Raw genomic sequence first — 22,663 nt, 5'->3', positions numbered from 1 at the left:
CTTGTTAGACGTTTTTCTAACAAAATTGGTATTCAAAATAAAAAACACAGATTATGTATTAGGTTAATAGCTTTGCATTCAATAAATTAAAATAAATTAAGTTGTTAGTTTAATTAATTTTTGCCATTATCATTATTAGGGAGGTAATAAATATACTATTTTTTTTGTTTTAACACTGTTTTTGCTACAAATAATAAAAAAAGGCCTAGCGTTAGTTAATTATTTATTGAGATATTAACCAATTTTTATTAGCTAAAACTTTATCTTTTTTTGAAAAGAAATTAATTTCAACCTGATTTTTAATTATTACATTTAACGTTTCATAATTTCTTATAACATGTGCCACGTTTTTTACATGTTTTAATTATTTAACATCCGATTTAAGTAGTTTTTGATATTGTTTTATGGTAAGAGTGCTTCCATCATGGCTCCAACCAGGTGCGCCAAACGCATACATAAATTTATGATACCAACTTTTAGATTTTTTTATATCATTCCAAATATCCTTGTATTCATGAGTTAAAATAATTAATGGATTGTAAGAGTTTGGTGCATTTGTAACGCCGTATTTAATATCTATGTTTTCATCAAGTTCTTTCCACGTACCAAAAAGTTTGTCAAAAATATTTAAGAAACCACCATGATTTTTATCCATATATTCCAAGTTTTGGGCATGATGTACTTGATGCATCGTATGGGTGTTAAATACTTTTTCAATAATCCCTAATTTTGGAACATATACCGAATGTAATTGAAATTGCCATAAAGCCTCAACCCCTAAGCAAACGACAACCATTTCTGGAGGGAAACCCAGTGCAGGAATCCACATATAAAAAAAAGGTTTGTAAAATATAGTGAACCAACCATTTCTTACTGCTGTTCCTAAATTAAAATTATTTGAAGAATGATGTACAATATGTGCAGCCCATAGAAAACGGATGTTGTGGTTTTGTCTATGGAACCAATAATAACTAAAATCATCTAGTAATTGACAAATTATCCAAATATACCAAGCATAACCAAAAGATTTCCATCCCATAATATTGGTGCGAATACCATCTATTTCTGGATTGAAAATGTCATAAATAAAATTAAAAAGTACGATAGCTGCAATAGTTTTGGTTAAAGGAGCTAGAATAGTCGAGCCTATACCCATGGTAAGACTAGCGGCTAAATCTTTCCATTTGTATAAATCTTTTTTTTCTTTATGATGCTTGCTATATGTTAATTCTAGTAAGATGAGTCCCAGAAAACAAGGAACTCCATAAACTAAGGGATTTGTAAAATTCATAAAATTTTTTATTCAAAAATAGACACATTTTATCTTTTAAATAGAAATAAATGTAATTTATTTAAAAGAAAACCCTCTTTAGTAATAACAGTAAAGAGGACTTATAACTAAAAATAAGGAAATTATTTTGCGAATATTATTTCTGTTTCTTTTTTAAAATCAATTTCAACTTGATTTTTTATAATATCTTCAAAAGTTTCGCGCCTTCTTACAAGGTGAGCTGTTTTATTAAACCATAATATCTCTGCTGGACGAAATCTTGAGTTATAGTTACTGGCCATTGAAAAGCAATAAGCTCCGGCGTTTTTAAAGCATAAAATATCACCTTCATTAATTTCATTAATACGCCGATTATTTCCAAAGGTATCCGTTTCACAAATGTAACCTACTACCGTATAAAAACGTTCTCTTCCATTTGGATTTGATATATTGATTATTTCGTGATGAGACCCATAAAACATAGGTCGTATTAAGTGATTAAAACCAGAGTCTACCTGAGCAAAAACTGTCGATGTTGTTTGTTTTACAGCATTTACTTTGGTTAAAAACTTACCAGATTCACTTACCAAAAACTTACCAGGTTCGAAGGCTAATATTAAATCTTTACCGTATTCTTTGCAAAATGCATTAAATTTTTCGCTAAGTTTTTTTCCTAATTCTTCAATATTTGTTTCAATATCGCCTTGTTTGTAAGGAACTTTAAAACCAGAACCAAAATCAATAAACTCGAGATTTTTAAATTGTTTTGCAGTTTCAAAAAGAATTTCACTAGCATATAAAAATACATCTATATCTAAAATATCACTACCAGTATGCATATGTATACCGTTTATATTCATTTTAGTATTTTCAATAATTCTTAACAAATGTGGTATCTGATGAATTGAAATTCCAAATTTAGAATCAATATGACCCACAGAGATATTACTGTTTCCACCTGCCATAACATGTGGATTAATTCTAATGCAAACGGGAATATTTGGATGTTTTGTGCCAAATTGCTCTAAAATAGAAAGATTATCAATATTAATTTGAACACCTAGTTTTGTTGCTTCTTCAATTTCTCCCAGTGAAACTCCATTGGGAGTAAAAATAATTTGTTCAGGTAAAAAACCTGCAGCTAAACCTAATTGGACTTCTTGAATAGAAACCGTATCAATGCCAGATCCTAAAGTTTTAAAAAACTTTAATATCGAGATATTTGATAGCGCTTTAACAGCATAATTAATTTTAAGGTGTTTAACATCCTTAAATGCATCAGTTAATCTTTTAAATTGTGAAGCAATTTTTTCGGTATCATAAACATAAACAGGACTTCCAAATTCTTCCGTTATTTTAAGCAATTGTGAACTTGTCATAGAGTAATTCATTTTTTGGCAAAGTTAATTTTTTTACTAAAACTGAAAACATTTATCTAAATTATTATCTAAATAAAACAAATTGTTAATTATATAACAATAAGTTATATAATTAATACTACTTTATTAGTAAATAAAACATTAGTGTAATTAACAGGTATTATTTACATTTGTTATTCTTAAAATATTAAGCAAATTATGAATTTACACGAATATCAAGGAAAGGAAATTTTAAGCAGTTTTGGTGTGCGCATTCAACGTGGTATTGTAGCTCAAAGTGCCCAGGAAGCTGTAACAGCGGCTAAACAATTATCAACAGAAACGGGAACAAGTTGGTATGTCATCAAAGCTCAAGTTCATGCTGGTGGACGTGGTAAAGGTGGTGGTGTTAAACTTGCCAAAAATTTAAATGAAGTTGAAGAAGTTGCAGGAAAGATTATAGGGATGAATTTAATTACGCCGCAAACATCTGCTGAAGGAAAGAAAGTTCATCAAGTATTAGTTGCAGAAGATGTTTATTATCCTGGAGAAAGTGAAACTGATGAGTTTTATATGTCTGTATTATTAAATCGGGCTACCGGAAGAAATATGATAATGTATTCTACTGAAGGTGGCATGGATATTGAAACTGTAGCTGAAGAAACGCCACATTTAATTTATACAGAAGAAGTAGATCCTAGTGTCGGTTTAATGCCATTTCAGGCAAGACGTATCGCTTTCAATTTAGGATTATCTGGAAATGCCTTTAAGGAAATGACAAAGTTTGTTTCAAGTCTATATACTGCTTATGTGAAATCAGATTCTTCACTCTTTGAAATAAATCCAGTTTTAAAAACTAGTGATAATAAAATTATGGCTGTTGATGCCAAGGTGACAATTGATGATAATTCACTTTACCGACATAAAGATTATGTTAATTTAAGAGATTTACGTGAAGAGAATCCAATTGAAGTTGAAGCCGGAGCCTTAGGTTTAAACTATGTTGATCTTGATGGAAATGTCGGTTGCATGGTTAACGGCGCTGGTTTAGCTATGGCTACGATGGATTTAATTAAACAAGCAGGTGGAGAACCCGCAAACTTCTTAGATGTTGGAGGAACTGCGGACGCTGCTCGTGTGGAAGCTGCTTTTAAAATAATTTTAAAAGACCCTAATGTGAAAGCAATCCTTATTAATATTTTTGGTGGTATTGTACGTTGTGATCGGGTAGCGCAAGGTGTTATTGACGCTTATACAAACATGGGTAATATTAATGTGCCTATTATTGTGAGATTACAAGGAACCAATGCCGACATTGCTAAAAAGTTAATTGATAATTCAGGTTTAGATGTAATGAGTGCTACGGAATTCCAAGAAGCCGCTGATAAAGTGCATATGGTATTAGCATAAATAGTATTAAATATATAAAAGTGTTACATAAATTTTGTGTAACACTTTTTTTATACACGCATTTTAAAATGCTAAAATAAAGCTTAAAGTATTGTTTTCTATATAGTTAATCATTTGTTAATTTTTGTAGGTAGATGTAACAATTGATAGTTTTTATCGTCTCTAAAGTATAAATCAATTAAAAATCAAACAATTATGAGAACTTTAAAAACTTTAGCGCTATTAGTTGCATTTACTTTTAGCACAGTACTTTTTGCAAGTACAAATCCAAAAACAGTAAACCCTACTAGTTTAAACAAAGAAATTACTAAATTATTAGAAAACCCAAAATTTGGCATTACAGAAGAAATAGAAGCTGTGGCTGTCATTACACTTAACAAGTATAGCGAAATTGTAGTATTATCCGTAGATTCAAAAAATCTGGAAGTAGTTAATTTTATCAAAAAAAGATTAAACTATCACAAAGTAAAATCTAATTTAAATGCAGAAAAAGTTATTGTCCCTGTACGATTAGTTAAGAATTAATCACTATTAATATTTTAAAAAAGCTCCTGTAATTAGGAGCTTTTTTTATTCTTATTATCTTTTTTAGGCATAGGTCCTCTAAGATGAATCACCAAACCATTCAAGAAATTTCTTAAAATTTGATCACCGCATTCCATGTATTTTGGATGATCTTCACTTCTAAAGAAAGCTCCAAGTTCACTTTTCGAAATTCTAAAGTCAACAAGTTCTAAAATTTTTACAATGTCATCATCTCTTAGTTTTAAGGCAACACGTAATTTCTTTAAAATATCATTATTTGTCATATTGGCAATGCTTCTAGACTGAGAAACTAATTTAGTACAAAATTAATTGAATACTGAGCTTTTTCTAGCGTTTTTGTAAATTTTATTAAGAAACTAAAAAAGTTATGATTTATTATTTAAAACACTTTATTAGAAATCTAGTTAAATAAAAGATTATCAATACCTTATATGTTTTATTTTATTTTTTATTTTCTTGAATATGCTAACGGTTTTAAATGGTGATAATAAAAAAGTATGATGAAATAAATAAAATTATCGATGAACAAACCCAGTGTTTTCGATAAGTTACACAATATCTACGATTATAAAAGAAGAGTACTGTTGTAACTTTATAGTGTAATTATTTAATTCTCCCTACAATGATTAATAGAGTAGAAAAATTAAGTCTTTTATCTGAAATGATTGCTTTTGCAAAATATGATAAAGATCTAAAAAATATAGAATACAACTTTTTGTTAGGTGTTGCAAAACAACTTGACATTTCTCGTGAAGATTTTGATTACCTCATAGATAATCCTATTAACTATATTCATTTAAAGTCTCATAGTGAGCGCATTGTACAATTTCATAGATTGGTGTTGTTAATGAATATTGATGGAGAAAGTGATAGTAATGCTAAGAATATTATAAAGCTTTATAACTTTGGCTTGCGCATGGGTTTAAGTCATGAGTCTATAACAAAAGTACTTTATTTAATGGAAAGTTTTCCAAATAAAATTGTGCCACCAGATGTGTTGATAGACATTTTTAAAACACAATATAACTAAGAATTATTTGCTAGGATTAATTAGAAGTGCTCATAACCAATAGGATTATCAACAGAAAAGCTAAACGTTTTATTCGTTTAGCTTTTCTAATTTATGTTGGTAGTTTTTAATTTCGTCACGAAGTTGTGCTGCTATTATAAAGTCTAGAGCTTTTGCTGCTTGTTCCATAAGTTTTCGTTTATCTCTAATTTTCTTTTCTAATTGTGGTTTAGATAAATAGGCGCTTTCAGGTTCTGCAGCTTTTGCAGCTTCAAGTTTATAACTATAAGTACTTACTGAGTTTTTCGATAATGCATTGTCTAAACTTTTATTCAATGCTTTTGGAACTAAATTATGTTTTGTATTGTAGGTAATTTGTTTTTCACGTCTGTAATTTGTCTCATCAATAGTTTTTTGCATACTATTGGTAATTTTATCGGCATACATGATGGCTTTACCGTTCAGATTTCTTGCAGCTCTACCAACCGTTTGAGTTAATGAACGCGCTGAACGTAAAAATCCTTCCTTATCGGCATCTAAAATAGCGACTAAAGAAACTTCGGGTAAATCTAAACCTTCACGCAACAGGTTGACACCAACCAATACATCAAATAGACCTTTTCTTAAATCCTGCATTATTTCTACACGTTCTAAGGTATCAACATCACTATGTATGTATCTGCACCTAATTTGAATCCTATCTAAATACTTAGTTAGTTCCTCAGCCATACGTTTAGTAAGCGTTGTTACTAAGGTCCTCTCGTCTTTTTCAACACGTTGCTGAATTTCTTCAATTAAATCATCTATTTGGTTTAGACTTGGTCTTACTTCAATAACTGGATCTAATAGACCGGTTGGACGAATCACTTGTTCTACATAAACACCATCTGTTTTTTGCAATTCATAATCTGCTGGCGTAGCACTTACATATATTACTTGATTTTGAAGCGCTTCAAACTCTTCAAACTTTAAAGGACGATTATCCATAGCTGCAGGTAATCTAAAACCGTACTCAACTAAGTTTTCTTTTCTGCTTCTGTCTCCACCATACATCGCATGCACTTGCGATATCGTAACATGACTTTCATCAACAACCATTAAAAAATCTTCAGGGAAATAATCTAATAAACAGAACGGGCGAGTCCCTGGTAAACGTCTGTCCAAATAACGTGAGTAGTTTTCGATACCAGAACAATATCCTAATTCTCGAATCATTTCTAAATCGAATTCGGTGCGTTCTTTTAAGCGCTTAGCCTCAAGATGTTTTCCGATTTCTTTAAAATAATCGTATTGTTTTACTAAATCGTCTTGAATTTCTTTTATTGCACCTTGTAGCACATCTGGTGAGGTTACAAACATATTTGCTGGATATATAGTAAGCAAGTCGTATTTTTCAATAACTTGATTTGTTTGAATATTAAAAGATTCCATGTCTTCAATCTCATCACCAAAAAAGTGTATTCTGAAGGCATCATCGGCATAACTAGGAAAAATATCGACCGTATCTCCTTTTATTCTGAAATTACCATGATTGAACTCGCCTTCAGTTCTTGAATATAAACTTTGAACGAGTCGGTGTAATAATTTAGTTCGTGAAATAACTTGATCGCGTTCTAATGAAATCACATTTTTTTGAAACTCAACAGGATTTCCAATACCATAAATACATGAAACAGATGCAACAACAAGGACATCTCTGCGACCTGAAAGAAGGGAAGATGTAGCGCTTAAACGCATTTTTTCTATTTCTTCGTTAATCGACAAATCTTTTTCTATATAAACTCCAGAAACTGGGATGTAGGCTTCAGGCTGGTAGTAATCATAATAAGACACAAAATATTCAACTGCGTTATTTGGGAAAAACTGTTTAAACTCAGAGTATAACTGAGCTGCTAAAGTTTTATTATGGGCTAAAATCAAAGTCGGTTTTTGAACTTCTTCAATAACATTTGCAACCGTAAAGGTTTTACCAGAACCCGTTACACCAAGTAACGTTTGATATTTTTCGTTAGAATTTAGACCACTAACCAATTGTTTTATTGCTTGAGGCTGGTCTCCCGTAGGATTAAAGTCAGATTCAATTTTAAATTGCATTTTGCAAAATTACATAAAATATATGGGTTATCTTTTTAATGTGAAGTGACCCATGAATGCTCTACCATCTTCGAGATATACTTTAAACCAATAATCATCAGTTGGCAATAAAGCGCCTTTAAATGTCCCATCCCATCCGATCGATTGGGGCATTAATTGTTTAAGTAGTTTACCATAACGGTCAAATATGTAGATGTTACTATTTGGTTGAAACTGAGAACTGACTCCTTGAATTTGCCAAAAATCATTGTTCCCATCATTATTTGGTGTGAAGAATTTTGGGTATCCAATAATTGATATTTCAAGAAATGTTGTGCCACAGCCGTTTTTATCCCGAACATATAGTTTATAGAGGCCTCCTTTTTTACGATTAAAGACTAAACCGTCTTGATAGTTAAAAAAGTTTTCATCCTGTAATGTTGAAGAAGCGTCTTCTAAGGCATATTCATAATCACCTAGACCTAAACCAGAATCAGTAATGATAAGGCTATTGTTATCTGAGATGTCTATAATGCTAATATCATTTTTGGTAATGGTAGCTAATTCTGAAGCATTCACAAAAACATCTTTGGTTCTGGAGCATCCGGTTCCATCTGTTTTTGTTAAGGTAACAGAATAAGTGCCTGGTGTGGAAACAGATAAGGTTGAAGTTTTTGAAAGTGGTGTGCCATCTTGAAATGTCCATTCATAATCAAATACTTCTGAGGGATTATCTTCGAGCGGGTCTAAAATAACTGTAAAAGTAGTGTCTGAAGAGCAAACAATTTGCGGAGTGTCAATTTCGAATTCTGGTAATGGATTCACTTTTAATTCTATAGTAGTTGATGCTAAACAGGATGTATTTATAGGATTTATCACTTCTGCTTGAATAGTTTGTGAGCCTGATATTAGCGGGTTTGGTAATGATGGACTATTCGTAACAAGATTGCCGAATTCGTCAACATAATCAAAATAAACTTCCATTCCAGTTTGTCCTTGTAGAATCGTGTTTTTATAGGTTGAGGTATCAAAAGGATATAGAGCATCGTTATCTATATCATCTGCATCACCATCACACGCAATTTGAGGAGAAACTGGATTTGCAACGGGTTGAACATCTACAATAAATTCCAGAGTGGTTGTATCATAGCAGGGACCATCTGGTGCAGAAGTAACATTGTTAGTCACGCGAATTGTAATAATCTGGCCAGTAGTTAAAAATGGATTTGGCAACGGGCTTAGTTCATTACCATTTTCATCATAATAGGTGATGGTTACATCGGCTGGGTTTTGCGAACCAAGTAAGATACTTTCTATTTGAGAGGTGTCAAAAGGATAGGATAGTTGTGAGTCTGACGTGTCATAATCACATTGTCTTTGTATTGTCACTGGGTTTGCATATGGTAAGGACTCAACAATCAATAAATTTTCAAACTCTTTCAAGCCAAGGCAATTGTTTCCCAAATCACTTTTTACACGCACCCAAATATTTTGAGAGTCGCGAGAATTGCTGTTTTCGTGGCTAGCTATGTTAATGATTTCATTAATTTCCAATTCGGCATCTAATTGTGTTTCGTAAAAATAAACGGTTACATTAATAGAAGAAAAAATGATATTTGTAATATGATTTTGTATTGCAGTCAAGTCAAACGTTGAAACGCCATCCCTAACGTTAGGGCCGTCATCACATTGGTAAATAGAATTTGGGTTATATAAATCTAAATGAGCACTGGAAGGTGTAACTTCTAATGTAAGGGGCACAATCCTAAAACAACCATTGGTGTTTTCAACTCTAATCCAAACGGTTTCGGGTGTAAAGCCTAATGCATCCTGGTAACTCGTGGGGTTAGCAATTGCTATGCCATCTGTTAGCGCTTCATTTTGATCTTGGTAGTACTTGAAAGTAAGTCCTTCTGTTATAAAATTTGAATTGATTTCTTCCTTAATACTATTTAAGGTCAGATTAAAAAATGCTTGCCCATCATTGGAGGCGTCATCACACTGTGAATAGGTGCTTGGATTATTAACTGTAGGTAACGAATTAACCGTTAATGTTATTTCATTTGAAAAAATTCCACAGATATTATCCGTTCTATTTAAAAAAGCCCTGTATTTGTAATTGTTATATGTTAACGGCACTGCTAAAACATTTAAATTACTGGATGATGAACCACTGTAAAGTGCATCATCTGTTATAGGATTCCAATTATTACCATCATCCGTGCTGAGCTCCCATTTGATGATATCTACTGGACTACTAATTAAAGAAATAACAGTATCAGATGTATCACATACTTCAGTATCCAATGGTTGGGTGGTGATTATTATGGTTCCGTCAATTAAATAGACGCTATTTGGTAATTTGTACCCATCACTTGCATTAATAACTAGACCTTGTCCTGTAGCAGAATCAGCTGTTAAATCAACTACAGCCATGCTATCACCTAAAAAATCATCATTATTGCCATCCGAAAAACCAGCTTCAATAACATCGCTGCATCCATCTCCGTCACTATCTGAATCGATATAACTAAAAATAGTATCCCCATCTAAATCATTAAGTGTATATCCAATCATATTGCTATCAGAACTAGTTTCAGCAGTATCTACCCAGCCATTAATTCCAAATGGAACTCCGGTATCTACAATTCCATTTAAATCGGTGTCAGACAAAAGACCTAATTGTCCAGTTTCTTCTAAATCTGTAATTCCATCATTATCACTATCCAAATCATAAAAATCTGGAACGGTGTCGCCGTCAGTATCAAGAGGTGTTCCAGCTATATCATACATATCGTCCAAACCATTAGAGTCTACATCAACCCCAGAAAGTGGTTGAAGGATTCCTGTATTTTCAATAAAGTCTGGAATTCCGTCATTATCGCTATCTAAATCTAATGCATCTTCAATTCCATCAAAATCATTATCATTTGCGACACAAGTAGCTGTTAGTTTGAAAGTTGCCTGATTACTGTTAGTGTCGGATGTGTTTTTGTGAATATATGTAAAGGCATCAACACCATTTGCAGAAAAACTAAACGTCCCAGTTCCTAAAGCTAAAGATGTTCCATTAAGTTTAAAACGTATTTCGAAAGCTGAAATTTGTGTTACCCCAGTTTCATAAACACCATCGAAATTAGTATCGACTAATAACTGGTCATCTGGATCTAAAAGGGTAATTGTTTTTGTGTTGGGTACCCGAATAATAAACTCTTCATCGATGGTAAGTAAACCGTTACCTAACGCTGTGGAAGTTGCGTATTCAAATAATAAATTTAATTTATTATTGAAAACTAAATCGTAAGTAACACTTGCTTCAGTAGTGTTATTTCTACTTGGTATTTCGCTCATAAAAGTACCATTAGTTGTTCCAATAAAAGGTGTTGCTGCAGAACTACCAATATGGTCGATAGATCCTATATATGAGTATCCACCAACTGGAATACTTCCTGAAGTGGGATTAGATAAGTTAATATCTTGATTACCGCCTGATTCAGTACAATTCAAAATACCGTCATTATCGTTATCAATATCTATATTATCTGGGATGCCATCGTCATCAATATCTTTAGGACAAATACTTACTGGAACCTCAAGGGATTCCAATGTGGTACCAGTGCAGTTTAGTGTGCCAACTAATTTATATGTTCCAGATTGATTAGGTGTAAATTGCAAAGAAGTATTGCCTGTTGTAACAAAACCAGTTCCGTCGTCAAAAAACCATTCAAAACTATCAAAACTACCAGCATTAGCGACTTCTAGAGTAACGTTTGGTATGCATACACCTAATGTGGTAAATATAGCATCAAAATTTATTTCTGGAGGACTAGGAAATCCTGAATAAAAACTTCCTGATGTAGCGGAACCGTCATAATTAAAATAAGCACAGTATAGTTCGTCTGAACTTTGAACTGAAATGTTTCCAGACAACCTTAGAATTTTATAAGTTATATAATCTGTTTTTCCTGTAACGCTATATGGACCTATTGTAGTAAAATTAGATAATGGTATATTATTTATAGTAACTGTTGCGCCAACTTTTGTAACTATTGTGACGCCTCCTGAAAAGATTCTGCCTCCAATATTTTCAATGTTAGCAATATTATCTATATTACCACGTGTTTCACAACTTAAAGGAGGTACAAAAAACATGCCTTGGTTTGCTTCATTGGGAGCTCCATTATTCCCTAAACCACCAACACCTTGATACGCAAATACAGGTTGCGAAGTTTCAATATACATATTTCCATTTACGCTATAAAAGTTGCCCTCTATAACGTAATATTCTCCTGCATTTATAGTTGTAATTGGAGTGTTACCGTTTATGCTAATCGTGGTATTATCTGTATGAGCTACAATTAAAACATTTTCCCAAGTATTATCTCCATCACCTCGAACAAAAATATATTCAGTACCAACTTTTGATAATCCTACAATTTGATCAATTCCATAATCTCTACCTCCGCCGTTGCCAAAACTACCATTTGCAGAACCACAGTTTACTACAATTGGTTTATCTGAATTAACTAAAGCACCTATTAATCCATCTCGATTTATTACAGAGGAATTACTATTGGTAGCTATGGTATAGCTTTCTCCTTCATTTAAGCTCACTAGAATCGGTGTTGCGCCAGAATAGTTTTTTATCACCAGTCCAGTTGGTAAATCGCTAAATGTAACTTGGGTATTATCTTCAGTTGCCATTACTGAAACAAAATTTAAATAATTGTCTTGTGGAGTTTCATTTGTATAGCTGCCAACTCTAAAAGTTGTACCTAATGCAGCTAAACCTTTACTAACCAAAGCACCTGCCTGGGCACCATTCCCTGCATTCATTCTCACAGATACATATATTGTTCCTTCAGCCTCAATAATATAGCCTCTATTGTTAACAACTGTACTGGTTTGAGGAGAGGGAATAAATAGTTGTCCATTTCCAGTGCCTATGAATATTTCTTGAGGATTGGTATTTGATACTACACCATTTAAATAACTTGTGATAGGTTGACCTACTGGAATAATCGTGTAATTAATAATAGCAGCACTTGGTGTCGATATATAGATGTATTGTTCTTCTGGATTAGCATTACCAAATTCAGCACTTGTTAATGGAGGAATGTAATGTGTTTTACTCAGTTGAGCGAAACCTTGAAAACTTAGAAAAAGTATAATTACTGAGAATAGTCCTTTATAAAATTTGGATAAATTCATTTGTTATAATGAAAAATGCTATTAATATATTGATTCAAAACATAAGGTTATACTAAAATATAGTATTAATTTATATTTAGACTAAAAAATGATGTACGGTTTAGTCTTTTTAGATGAAAAGAATAAAAAAGCTACTAATAAGTAATATTGATATCCATTTATAGCCTTTTAGAAAAAAAATCAAAATTAACGTTTCAATGCAAAATGTCCATTCACGTCAAAATCCACGCCGTCTTTTTTTACTTTAGCAACAAACCAATAGTCGTCTGAAGGCATATTTTCTCCTCGAAAAGTTCCGTCCCAGCCAACTGAGTTTGAAGGTAATGTTTTTAGAAGTTTCCCATGTCGGTTATAAATATAGACAATAGTACCAGGAAGTTGTTCAATCCCAATAATATGCCAAGTGTCAAAATAACCATCATTGTTTGGTGTTACAAATTTTGGTACATCAATAACCACCACTTCTTTTGAAACATCGTTACAACCGTTAATATCTCTAATCGTAACGGTATGAAGACCGAAAGTAACATTTTCAAAAACATTAGAAGTTTGAGGATTTTCATTATCCAGAATATAAACATAATTACCAATACCACTTACATCGACTGTAATACTATTTGGATCCGCAAAATCGACTGTTGTTGTAAAATTTATTGAGGCCTCTTCAGATTCTATAACAGAAAAAGATTTTGTTGCTACACAGTTATTAGGAGTTGTAATACTTATCCAATAACCTCCTAAGTCTTCTGGTTGAAGTTGTATTGCTCTTGTAGTTTCACCCGTAGACCATAAATACGTATCTCCGGAATATCCAGTATCAGCATCAATTATTAAGGGCAAGTTATTACATAAAGGAACAATATCTTCAATATTTATAATAGGTAATGGATTTACAATAATATCAAAAGAAGTGGTATTAAAACATCCGGTAGTATTGTTTTCCATTCTAGCGTAAACAATTTCCCCGTTAACGGCAGAGTGGGAATTACTTAAAGGATTTTCATTGATTTCAGCATCCTCCATGCTTGTAAAATATGATACTGAAAAATTGGTTGGGTTTTCAGTACCAACAATCGTATTTTTTTGTTGTGATAAATCAAATACTAAAAAACCATCATAATCGTCATCACAACCTTCTAAATTTGGAGGTGAAATAGGTACAGGATTTGGATTTATTTGTAAATTAAAGCTAGGATAAATCACACAACCTGTACTTGGGCTTTCTACTCTGGCATAGAAGTTATGGATATTACTTGTGTAGTTAAAAATATTTGGTAAACTATTTGAGTTGTTTTCAGCATCGATTAGACTTGGATGGTAAGTCAATATTACTGCATCAGGGTCATCAACAATCATTGTGTTTACTTGAGATAAGTCGTACGTTTTTGAGATATTGTCACAAATTTGAATTGTGCCTATAAAATTAGTTTCTGGGGGTGTGTTTACAATGAGGTCTAAATGCCTAACACTGTAACAACCTGTTAACGTATTGGTGACTTTTATATATACAGTTTGCGGATTATTAGTATTAATATAATTACCAGAATCTGTTATTTCTTTAGAGATATCTTCAATATCATCTTCATTCTCAAAATAGTTTATAACTAAATCACTTTGGTCACGGTCTAAAAGCTGAAAATCTGCATTGGTTAAATTAAAAGTAGTATTACCATCATAATCAGTGTCACATTGAATAAAGGGTGTTGTTTCAGAAACATCTGGAGCTTCTAAAATATTTAAAATTAATTCTTCAGTTGTAAAACATTTAGACAAAGATTCTTGAATTCTTACATAAAGGGTTTGTGGGTTATTGGCATTGGTATATTGAGAAGGTAATGGATCAGTATTATTATCAGCATCATTTTGACTGATATGAAAAGTTACATTTAACGTGGATGAGCCTTGCGATATTTCGGTTATTTTATCATTTAAATTAAATATGTGTTTTTCATCATTACTAATATCATCACAAACGCCAAAATTGGTGAATAATTCATTATATACAGGAATTGGAGATACTTCAATAGTAAATGAGGAGTCCCCATAACAGCTTGTGTCAATGGTGTTTTGAACTCTTACATAAATGGTTTGAGGACTCGTTATATTTTCATAAACCATAGTTTTATCTATAGGAATGGTATAACTAGAATCTTCAAAATACAAAACTTCTTTTCCGGCTTGACCATTTAAAATCTCGTCATCCTTATCCAAAAATAAAAACGGTTCTTTTCCATCATTATCAGTTTCGCATATTTCGAAATTACTAATTATTGGAAACTCTGGTTGTGTGCTGACTATAACATTTATATTGGCGATACTGTAACAAGGAGAACTGCTATTTTGAATTTTCGCAAAAATAGTTTGCGTATTAGAACTATAAGTCGTTGGATTTGGTATATGATTTGTATTAGCTTCTAAATCAGTGATATTATCAAAGAAACTAATGTTTAAGCCCGAAGTATTAACAACAATCTCAGGAATTTTGTCTTCGAGATTAATAATTGAAATACCATCTTGATCATTGTCACAAACTATAAAATCAACAGTGGGTGTTAATAAAACTGGTGAAGGGATAATAACGATATCAACACGATTTTCTGTATGACAGCTTGAATTAATATTTTCAATTCTAGCATAAAATGTTTGAGATCCTGTAACAGAATAAAATGATATTTCGTCATTGGCATTGTTATCTATAGCCTCTTGTTCTGTTAGGAAATAATGTACTTCAAAATTGGTGTTTCCACTGTTTACTATGTCATCTAATGAATGTAAATCTACGTTTACCGTTCCGTCATCGTCATCATCACAATATTCTTGTGGTGCTACTTGATCAAACAATAAAATAGGATTTACTAATAATTTTATCTCACCCTGTTCAGAACAACCACTAACAGTGTCTTCAATTTTAATGAATAAGGTTTGTGGGCTCGTTGCTGTATAAGGCAAGTTAGTATCTAGCGCATTTGCAGTATTACCATTAATTAAATCATTTTCGTCTTCATAGTAAGTAACTTCTATATTAGGTAGTTCATTAGCAATATAGTTTGAAATTGTGGTAAGGAAAAAATCAGCGATACCATCATTAGAAGCATCGTCACATAATGCAAAATCTTCAATATTTGTTCCTGTTAACAATAGATTCGTATGAACTTCAATAGGCACTATCGTCGGGCAGCCAGTTGCATCATCTTCAACTCTTATAAACACAGTTTGTACGTCTGGATAGGAATTTAAAAAATTTGTTGGATCTGGAATAGGATTAGTGCCAGACTCTGCATCTTCATAAGTTTCATGAAAACTCGGCGTAACGCCTGTTAGACCATGTAAAATATTAGGTATAACTTCGGTTAAATCAAAACTTGCAAAACTATCATGATCAGTATCGCAAGCATCAATAAACTGGGTATCTGTATTTACAATTGGACTGTTTATAATATCTACATTTAACGTTGTTTTACTAACACAACCAGTTTGAGAATTAATAACTCTAACATAAAATGATTGAAAGTTTGGAGAACTATTATTTACATAGGGTGATATGATTGGGTTGTCACCAGAATCTGCATCAGTTGGCGTAAAATGATAACTCACCAATAGATTAGTTTGCCCCGAAGTAATTAAATCGTCCATTTCTGTGAGATTTATATCTGTAATACCATTAGGTGTGGCATCATTATCACAAACTTTAAAGTTTGATGGAGTTGTAATAGTTGGTAAAGGATTAACAATTAAGTTAAAAGGAGCATAAGAATAGCATCCCGTATCTAAATTTTCTATGGAAATATATACAGTCTCGGGGTTAGTACTATTTGCAATTGGCGCTATTATTTCATTAGTATTTGTTCTCGCATCAACTTCTGTAGGAAAAAATAATATATTATAATTTCCCGTTGGAAGAACACTATTGATTTCTGAAATTCTTGTTTGAAGATTAAACTCCTCTATACTATCTCCACTTAAGTCATCACAGAGTTCATAATTGGGAATTGGATTTACGACAGGTTCAGAATTTAAAGTAACCTGAATCTCATCTTCCATTAAACAGTTACTACTTGGAAGAGGTACCGAAATTTCAACTTTATATGTACCACTTTGCGTTGCATTTATCGTTGAATTTGTTTCGCCAGGAATTGAACTACCGTTTAAAAACCATTCGTAAGAGGCTTGAGGGTTTTGAATATCAGCATCTAACGTTTCAGAATTTAAACAAGTCACAATATCTTCACCTAAATCTAGGTTATCAAAGCTAATGGCCTGAATAAATACCGCAGAATCATACGTTAAGTCAGATTGATCTGCTATAATAAGTTTAATATGATATTGAACATAGGGTATAATAGTTGTAGAAGCTGTTAAAGGCAACGTTCTTCCATTATAATTAGTGTCACCTATGTTATAGCCATCAAAATACTGTTCATTTTGACTAGCGCATGCAACGCCTACTTGAGTAACAATCTCTTCATGAATGGTGCTAACATTTACTGGAATATTTGTGGATGGAATAAGTGCTACATTTTGATATGGTAATGGACTTCCTGTTTGCTTAATAAGAAAAGCAAAACCATCTGAATACTTACACGGAAAAGTACCTGAGTACTCTTCAGAAGCTAATAAATAATTAAACTGAACTTGAGTTGAACTTGAAATTAAATCAAATTCAATAGATGTAGCATTAAGTGTATTACTAATTCCTAAAGCAGTTTCTAAATCTGCATCTGTACCCCAAATGGATGAACCCTCACTTAATGTTGGTGTTGTTTCAGAATTTCCGCCAGAAGTAGCATTTCCTGTTGAAAGCATGACACCATCTTGAAATGGAAATCCTGAATTACCTCGATTAAAATAAGCAAAACTAGAGAAGCCATAAGGAGCACCATTTACATTAGACTCTATATTTGAAATTTCAACACAGCCCTCAATAAGATTATTTAATATTAATTGATTTAAAGGAACAGAATCATCAATCGTTATTTGTTGAGAGAACATAAAACTGCAACCATAAAAGAATAGTGCCAAAAAAGCATAATTATGTAGGTGTCTTTTCACTTTGCTAATTGGGTAAAGCAGCATGGTGTTTTATGATTATTTCAAATTGAAAAATAGCTAATATTTGTATGAAACACAAAATAAATCATTGAAATGCATGTTTGTTGGTTTTTAGGTGAATGTTCCTTCAATATTTAAGAGTAAAATGACTTTTAAAAACTCGGCCATCTTGAAGTGTTACATGAAACCAATAGTCATCTGTTGGAAGTTTTTTACCATTTAAAGTACCATCCCATCCTTTTTCCGAGGGATTGAGTTGTTTTAGTAATTTACCGTAGCGGTCATAAATATATATTTTTGAAGTGGCTTGGAAAGATCCTGAAATTCCATAAACCTGCCAAGTATCATTATCGCCATCATTATTAGGTGTAAAGTATTTTGGAAAGCCAATTACAGATATTGCTTCATTCACGATACCACAATCATTTTTAAAATCCCGAATATTCAAAGTATAAAAACCAGGTCCTACATTTTCAAAAATATTATTTAATTGATATTCTCTAATTAAAATATTTTTTTCATCATAAAGGGCATATTCATATTGCCCTTCACCTGTAACTAAAACAGTAATAACATTATTAATAGATGGATCTATAATATCAATTGATTCAATAGAGGCAATATTGGATGATTCTACCATAATAGTTCTAGTTTTTGAACAATTATTGGAATTAATTACGTCTACACTATATGTGCCAGGTTGATTAATATCAATACTATACGTAATTTCGCCTGTTGACCAATTGTATGAATAGTTTGAAGGAGAGTCATCAATTAAACCAGCATCAATAGAAATAGTTGCTGGAAAAGTGTTTAAACAATAGATTACAGTTTCCTGTGTAATTAAATTAGGTAGTGCATTTACATTTAAATGGATCTCTCCTATACCACCACAATTGTTACCATCCTCTGCAAGCGCATAAATAGTTTGAGTATACGCTACTTCATTCTCATAAGGCGAACTAATTTGATTCTGTCTTAGCAAAGCTTCTCTTCTAGACTTATAAAAACTAATTGGATATGAGATGGAGTTTTGTAATTGAACTTCTGATGCTATTTGGTTAAAATCAAAAGCACTAATACCATCTTGTGATTCAATGTCATCGCAAACACTGTAATATAAGTTTCCTAAACTAGTATTAACAACTTCTAAAGTAACCTCTGCATAGCTATTGCATGCGGTAGAAGTGGGATTAGAACTGCTGCCATCAGGGAGGTTTCCAGTTAATAAACCATTATTAATAGCTGAGGCATAAATTGTTTGAGGGTTTGAAGTATTAGTGAAATCACTCGGATTTAATTTGTTTTCATTATTAACTGCGTCTTGCAAAGTTAAAAAGTAAGTTACTGTTATATCCCCAGGTCTTACTAATATGTCATCAGTAACGTCATTTAAATTAAAAGTTGTCCTTCCATCAATTACGTCATCCTCACATTGTGTAAGAGCTGCATTATCTACTTGAGGAAAAGTCACAAATTTAATGTTAGCTTGTCCTTTTGTTGTATTACAATCAGTAGGGTCATCTTCTATATCGACTTCATAATTACCTGATTCTGTAACATTTAGGGTATTAGTTGTGTTATTAATGTATTTTCCGTTCAAAGTCCAAGTGTAAACGGCATTGGGTATAACATCTGCAACAAGAGTATAGGATTCTCCTTGGCAAAGTGTTAAAGAAGTACTAGAATATCCATTTCTAATAATATCCATTTTTTCAGTGAAAATAGACTGAACAAAAGGAGGGAGCCCTTGGGTTGAGACACCATCACCTAAAAAAACCGCATTATGAATATAATTAGCTCCAACTCCTTTAGTGTTGGGATTATCAATAACGCCTAAATAGTTAGATCCAACTTCATAAGTAGCACTTAGTGCTCGATATATTTTTCCGTCTGGACCTAGTTGCAATGCACCTCTAAATAGCTGTCTTTCATCTAAAATAACCTGGCTTCCACTAATGTTAGAATTAGTTAAATCATATTGTAATAAAACGGAATTGTGACTATTTGGGTTGGATTGATCATCTCCGAAATTATCATTTGAAGAGGTTGCATATAAAAATTCACCATTAGGAGAAAATTCTATACCATATGGTTTATTGTTTGGATTATATATTTGGAGTACATTTAAATTACTTGCTTGACCTGTTAAGGTGTCAAAATCACATATAAATAAGCCGTCTTGGACATTTGCACAGGCTAATTTAGTGCCATCAGGTGACAACTTTAAATATCCTCTAACATCTACGATGTTAATATTAAATGTTGATTTAACAGAAATATTATTAAGACCTAAAGGCGTTAATTCAAAAGCATGAAACGTATTATGAATTTCAGGTGGATTTACAGGAGAAATACCATTTTGATTAGAAAAGGCTATAATCCATATAGATCCAGAGGAGCAATCTTTTACAACAGCTGATATTTTTTCTGAACAATAGCTTAAAAGATTGATGTTTTTTGATGATGTGACTGCCCCGTTTCCACTGTTCATACTCATATCTACAATAGAGTATTTTAATCCGTTGGCGTTTTGATTAGATCCAACTGTAAAAATGTAATAAAGAGATGGGTTTTCTGGCATGGGTACTATAATAGCAGATTGAGAACTGGATGAATCTCCAAGTAATCCCGAACCATTGGCCATTACAAAATGGTTTTTATTATAAACCGTTATACCGTCAGTGTAGAAAAGTAAATTTCCGTCTTCATCTGAAATTGTAGCATTACCCTCTTTTGTTTGTATAGAACTATCACTTAAAAAACTAACTGTACCATCGGCGCTATTAAAATTAATTCCGGAGTTTTCACCAAAATACCAATTAGATGCTTGTTCTTGACATAATACAATAGAGTAACATAGTACAGCAATATAAAATAATTTAATTTTCATCTTTTTGATAGCAGTTGCGAACAAATATATTATAAATCACGCATTTTTAACAATCTGTACGATAAAAAGATGAATATAGCAGTCCAACCCAAAACAATAACAATTTCATACCAGTGGACAGCATAGTCAAAATCGAATTTTTCACCAACTTGGTTTGCCATAGTTTGAACAGCACTTAACCTTGAAAAAGGTTGTTTTATTAAGTTTGACATGGCATTTAAAGGAAAGAATGCCAAGATGTTTGTTGCTGTATCCGGATCTGTTTTCCAACGTAACAACCCAAATACAATACCTTCAATAAATTGCCATACAAATAAAAAGCCTAGAGCAAAAGCGGATCGTTTAACCAAAACACCTAAAAATAAACAAAAAGAAAAGAAGCCTACGAGTTTAATAAAAAAGGCTAATAGAAATTCTAAATCTGAGAAAATAATGCTTAGCTCTGTATAATTTGAAAAAATGAGTCCTAATATGAATGACACAATAAATATAAATAAGGTTGAAACTATGGATAAAACGATAACGGTGTAGAATTTAGATAGAATAAATTCTTTTTTACTTAATCCATCTATTAGATTTTGCTTTAAGGTTTTATTGCTATACTCATTCGCCATCATAGATACAATAACAATGGCTAAGAATAATTTAAAAATAGCTGCAAAATAGCTGTTAAAATGCCATATATATGGGAAATTAAAAATACCCATTTCTGCCAAATGAAATTTTACAGGACCAATATCAAACTTAATAGCAGCAATAAGTGCTATAGATGTAAGTAAAACGAAATAAGCAATAATTAATATCTTACTTGCTCTACTATGCATTAGTTTTTGAAACTCAATATTTAATAATCTGTACATGCTTTTATTGGTTGTTGGTTAGTGTTAAGAATTGTTCTTCTAGACTTTCTTTTCGTTGCACTAAATATGATAATACGAATCCATTTTCGAAGAGCAATTTATTAAAAGCTCCAGATTCAATGGGCTCATTTAAAAATGCTGTTACTAAATCACCTACTATTTTTACTTTTTCGATTAATTCATAATCTTCTAAAAATTTAACTAACTCTTCTTGATTATCACATTTCAGTTCAAAGAAGCCAAAACTAGAAATCATTTCATCAACTCTTCCTGAATATAGCTTTTCGCCTTTTCTTAATACGACAACATGTGTACATACTTTTTCTACCTCATCGAGTAAATGAGAGGCTAATAAAATAGTGGTTCCTCTAGATGCAATCTCTTTGATTATTTCTCTAATTTGATGAATTCCCTTTGGGTCTAAACCATTAGTTGGTTCATCTAAAATTAAAATTTCCGGATCGTTTAAAAGCGCAGAAGCAATCGCTAATCGTTGTTTCATACCTAATGAAAAGGTACTAAATTTGCTATCTTTTCGGTCTAATAAATCGACAAGTTCAAGCTTTTCGTCTATTTTATTCGAATCAACCTCTTTTATTTTGCATACCAATTTTAAATTTTGATAGGCAGTCATATATGGATAAAAATTAGGACGCTCTATAATGGCGCCTACTTTTTTTAAGGCATTATGTGTAGAGGTATTACCATCAAACCAATGAAAATCCCCCGATGTTTTATTTACAACATTTAGTACGACACCTAATGTGGTAGATTTACCACTTCCATTCGGTCCTAAAATGCCATAAACATTTCCTTTGTTAATTGTAAAAGATAGATCTTTAACAGCTGTTAAATAACCAAATTTTTTTGTTAGATTGTTAATTGTTAGGATTGGCTCCAAGATATTTTATTTTTTGGTGTTGACAGATAAAATCAACAGGTTAGTTAAAAATATGACGACAGTTGTTTAAATTTGTTACAAAT

12 protein-coding genes are annotated in these 22,663 nt (G+C 32.0%); 3 read left to right on the top strand and 9 right to left on the bottom strand.

The features are described from left to right. Positions 1-364: 364 nt before the first annotated feature. Positions 365-1,291, bottom strand: coding sequence for a sterol desaturase family protein (locus AC15TD_RS09980; protein ID WP_484452000.1), 927 nt, complete (start codon positions 1,289-1,291; stop codon positions 365-367). A 122-nt stretch (positions 1,292-1,413) separates the two neighbouring features. Next, positions 1,414-2,661 (bottom strand): diaminopimelate decarboxylase, encoded by a 1,248-nt coding sequence (lysA, locus tag AC15TD_RS09975; RefSeq protein WP_484451999.1) that lies wholly within the window; start codon positions 2,659-2,661, stop codon positions 1,414-1,416. A 186-nt stretch (positions 2,662-2,847) separates the two neighbouring features. Here lysA and sucC point away from each other — a divergent pair, with 186 nt between their 5' ends. Next, the gene (gene sucC / locus AC15TD_RS09970; protein WP_484451998.1) at positions 2,848-4,038 is read left to right on the top strand and encodes an ADP-forming succinate--CoA ligase subunit beta; all 1,191 of its coding nucleotides are present in this window, start codon (positions 2,848-2,850) and stop codon (positions 4,036-4,038) included. A 195-nt stretch (positions 4,039-4,233) separates the two neighbouring features. Next, complete coding sequence (locus tag AC15TD_RS09965; RefSeq protein WP_484451997.1) at positions 4,234-4,563, top strand: hypothetical protein; 330 nt, start codon at positions 4,234-4,236, stop codon at positions 4,561-4,563. 32 nt (positions 4,564-4,595) lie between these two features. Here the strand turns inward: AC15TD_RS09965 and AC15TD_RS09960 are convergent, their stop codons facing one another. After that, positions 4,596-4,847 carry a DUF1456 family protein gene (locus AC15TD_RS09960; RefSeq protein WP_484451996.1) on the bottom strand — a complete coding sequence of 84 codons (252 nt, stop codon included), beginning with the start codon at positions 4,845-4,847 and terminating at the stop codon, positions 4,596-4,598. A 359-nt stretch (positions 4,848-5,206) separates the two neighbouring features. On the opposite strand from AC15TD_RS09960, the gene AC15TD_RS09955 reads away from it, so the two are divergent. Beyond that, positions 5,207-5,614, top strand: a complete 408-nt coding sequence (locus tag AC15TD_RS09955; RefSeq protein WP_484451995.1) for a TerB family tellurite resistance protein — start codon at positions 5,207-5,209, stop codon at positions 5,612-5,614. A 69-nt stretch (positions 5,615-5,683) separates the two neighbouring features. Here AC15TD_RS09955 and uvrB read toward each other — a convergent pair whose 3' ends face one another. The 6 genes from uvrB to AC15TD_RS09925 form a co-directional block, all read right to left on the bottom strand. Further along, positions 5,684-7,687 carry an excinuclease ABC subunit UvrB gene (gene uvrB, locus AC15TD_RS09950; RefSeq protein WP_484451994.1) on the bottom strand — a complete coding sequence of 668 codons (2,004 nt, stop codon included), beginning with the start codon at positions 7,685-7,687 and terminating at the stop codon, positions 5,684-5,686. Positions 7,688-7,714: 27 nt separating this feature from the next. Continuing rightward, entirely contained in the window at positions 7,715-12,877 is a 5,163-nt protein-coding gene (locus AC15TD_RS09945) for a T9SS type B sorting domain-containing protein (protein WP_484451993.1), read from the bottom strand. Positions 12,878-13,063: 186 nt separating this feature from the next. After that, complete coding sequence (locus tag AC15TD_RS09940; protein ID WP_484451992.1) at positions 13,064-17,926, bottom strand: T9SS type B sorting domain-containing protein; 4,863 nt, start codon at positions 17,924-17,926, stop codon at positions 13,064-13,066. 127 nt (positions 17,927-18,053) lie between these two features. After that, the gene (locus AC15TD_RS09935; RefSeq protein WP_484451991.1) at positions 18,054-20,819 is read right to left on the bottom strand and encodes a T9SS type B sorting domain-containing protein; all 2,766 of its coding nucleotides are present in this window, start codon (positions 20,817-20,819) and stop codon (positions 18,054-18,056) included. 29 nt (positions 20,820-20,848) lie between these two features. Then, positions 20,849-21,679 (bottom strand): ABC transporter permease, encoded by an 831-nt coding sequence (locus AC15TD_RS09930; RefSeq protein WP_484451990.1) that lies wholly within the window; start codon positions 21,677-21,679, stop codon positions 20,849-20,851. Between the two features lie 4 nt (positions 21,680-21,683). Further along, positions 21,684-22,580 (bottom strand): ABC transporter ATP-binding protein, encoded by an 897-nt coding sequence (locus AC15TD_RS09925; RefSeq protein WP_484451989.1) that lies wholly within the window; start codon positions 22,578-22,580, stop codon positions 21,684-21,686. Between the last annotated feature and the right edge of the window lie 83 nt (positions 22,581-22,663).

The sequence above is a fragment of the Yeosuana sp. genome, from assembly GCF_057126245.1.
Note: the sequence above shows the minus strand (reverse complement) of the source record. Positions and strands in the feature narration are given on the sequence as shown.

Coding starts and splice junctions, on each gene's coding strand:
- lysA (WP_484451999.1), bottom strand. CDS start 2,661: ATGAATTACTCTATGACAAGTTCACAATTGCTTAAAATAACGGAAGAA.
- AC15TD_RS09980 (WP_484452000.1), bottom strand. CDS start 1,291: ATGAATTTTACAAATCCCTTAGTTTATGGAGTTCCTTGTTTTCTGGGA.
- AC15TD_RS09935 (WP_484451991.1), bottom strand. CDS start 20,819: ATGAAAATTAAATTATTTTATATTGCTGTACTATGTTACTCTATTGTA.
- AC15TD_RS09960 (WP_484451996.1), bottom strand. CDS start 4,847: ATGACAAATAATGATATTTTAAAGAAATTACGTGTTGCCTTAAAACTA.
- uvrB (WP_484451994.1), bottom strand. CDS start 7,687: ATGCAATTTAAAATTGAATCTGACTTTAATCCTACGGGAGACCAGCCT.
- sucC (WP_484451998.1), top strand. CDS start 2,848: ATGAATTTACACGAATATCAAGGAAAGGAAATTTTAAGCAGTTTTGGT.
- AC15TD_RS09965 (WP_484451997.1), top strand. CDS start 4,234: ATGAGAACTTTAAAAACTTTAGCGCTATTAGTTGCATTTACTTTTAGC.
- AC15TD_RS09930 (WP_484451990.1), bottom strand. CDS start 21,679: ATGTACAGATTATTAAATATTGAGTTTCAAAAACTAATGCATAGTAGA.
- AC15TD_RS09945 (WP_484451993.1), bottom strand. CDS start 12,877: ATGAATTTATCCAAATTTTATAAAGGACTATTCTCAGTAATTATACTT.
- AC15TD_RS09955 (WP_484451995.1), top strand. CDS start 5,207: ATGATTAATAGAGTAGAAAAATTAAGTCTTTTATCTGAAATGATTGCT.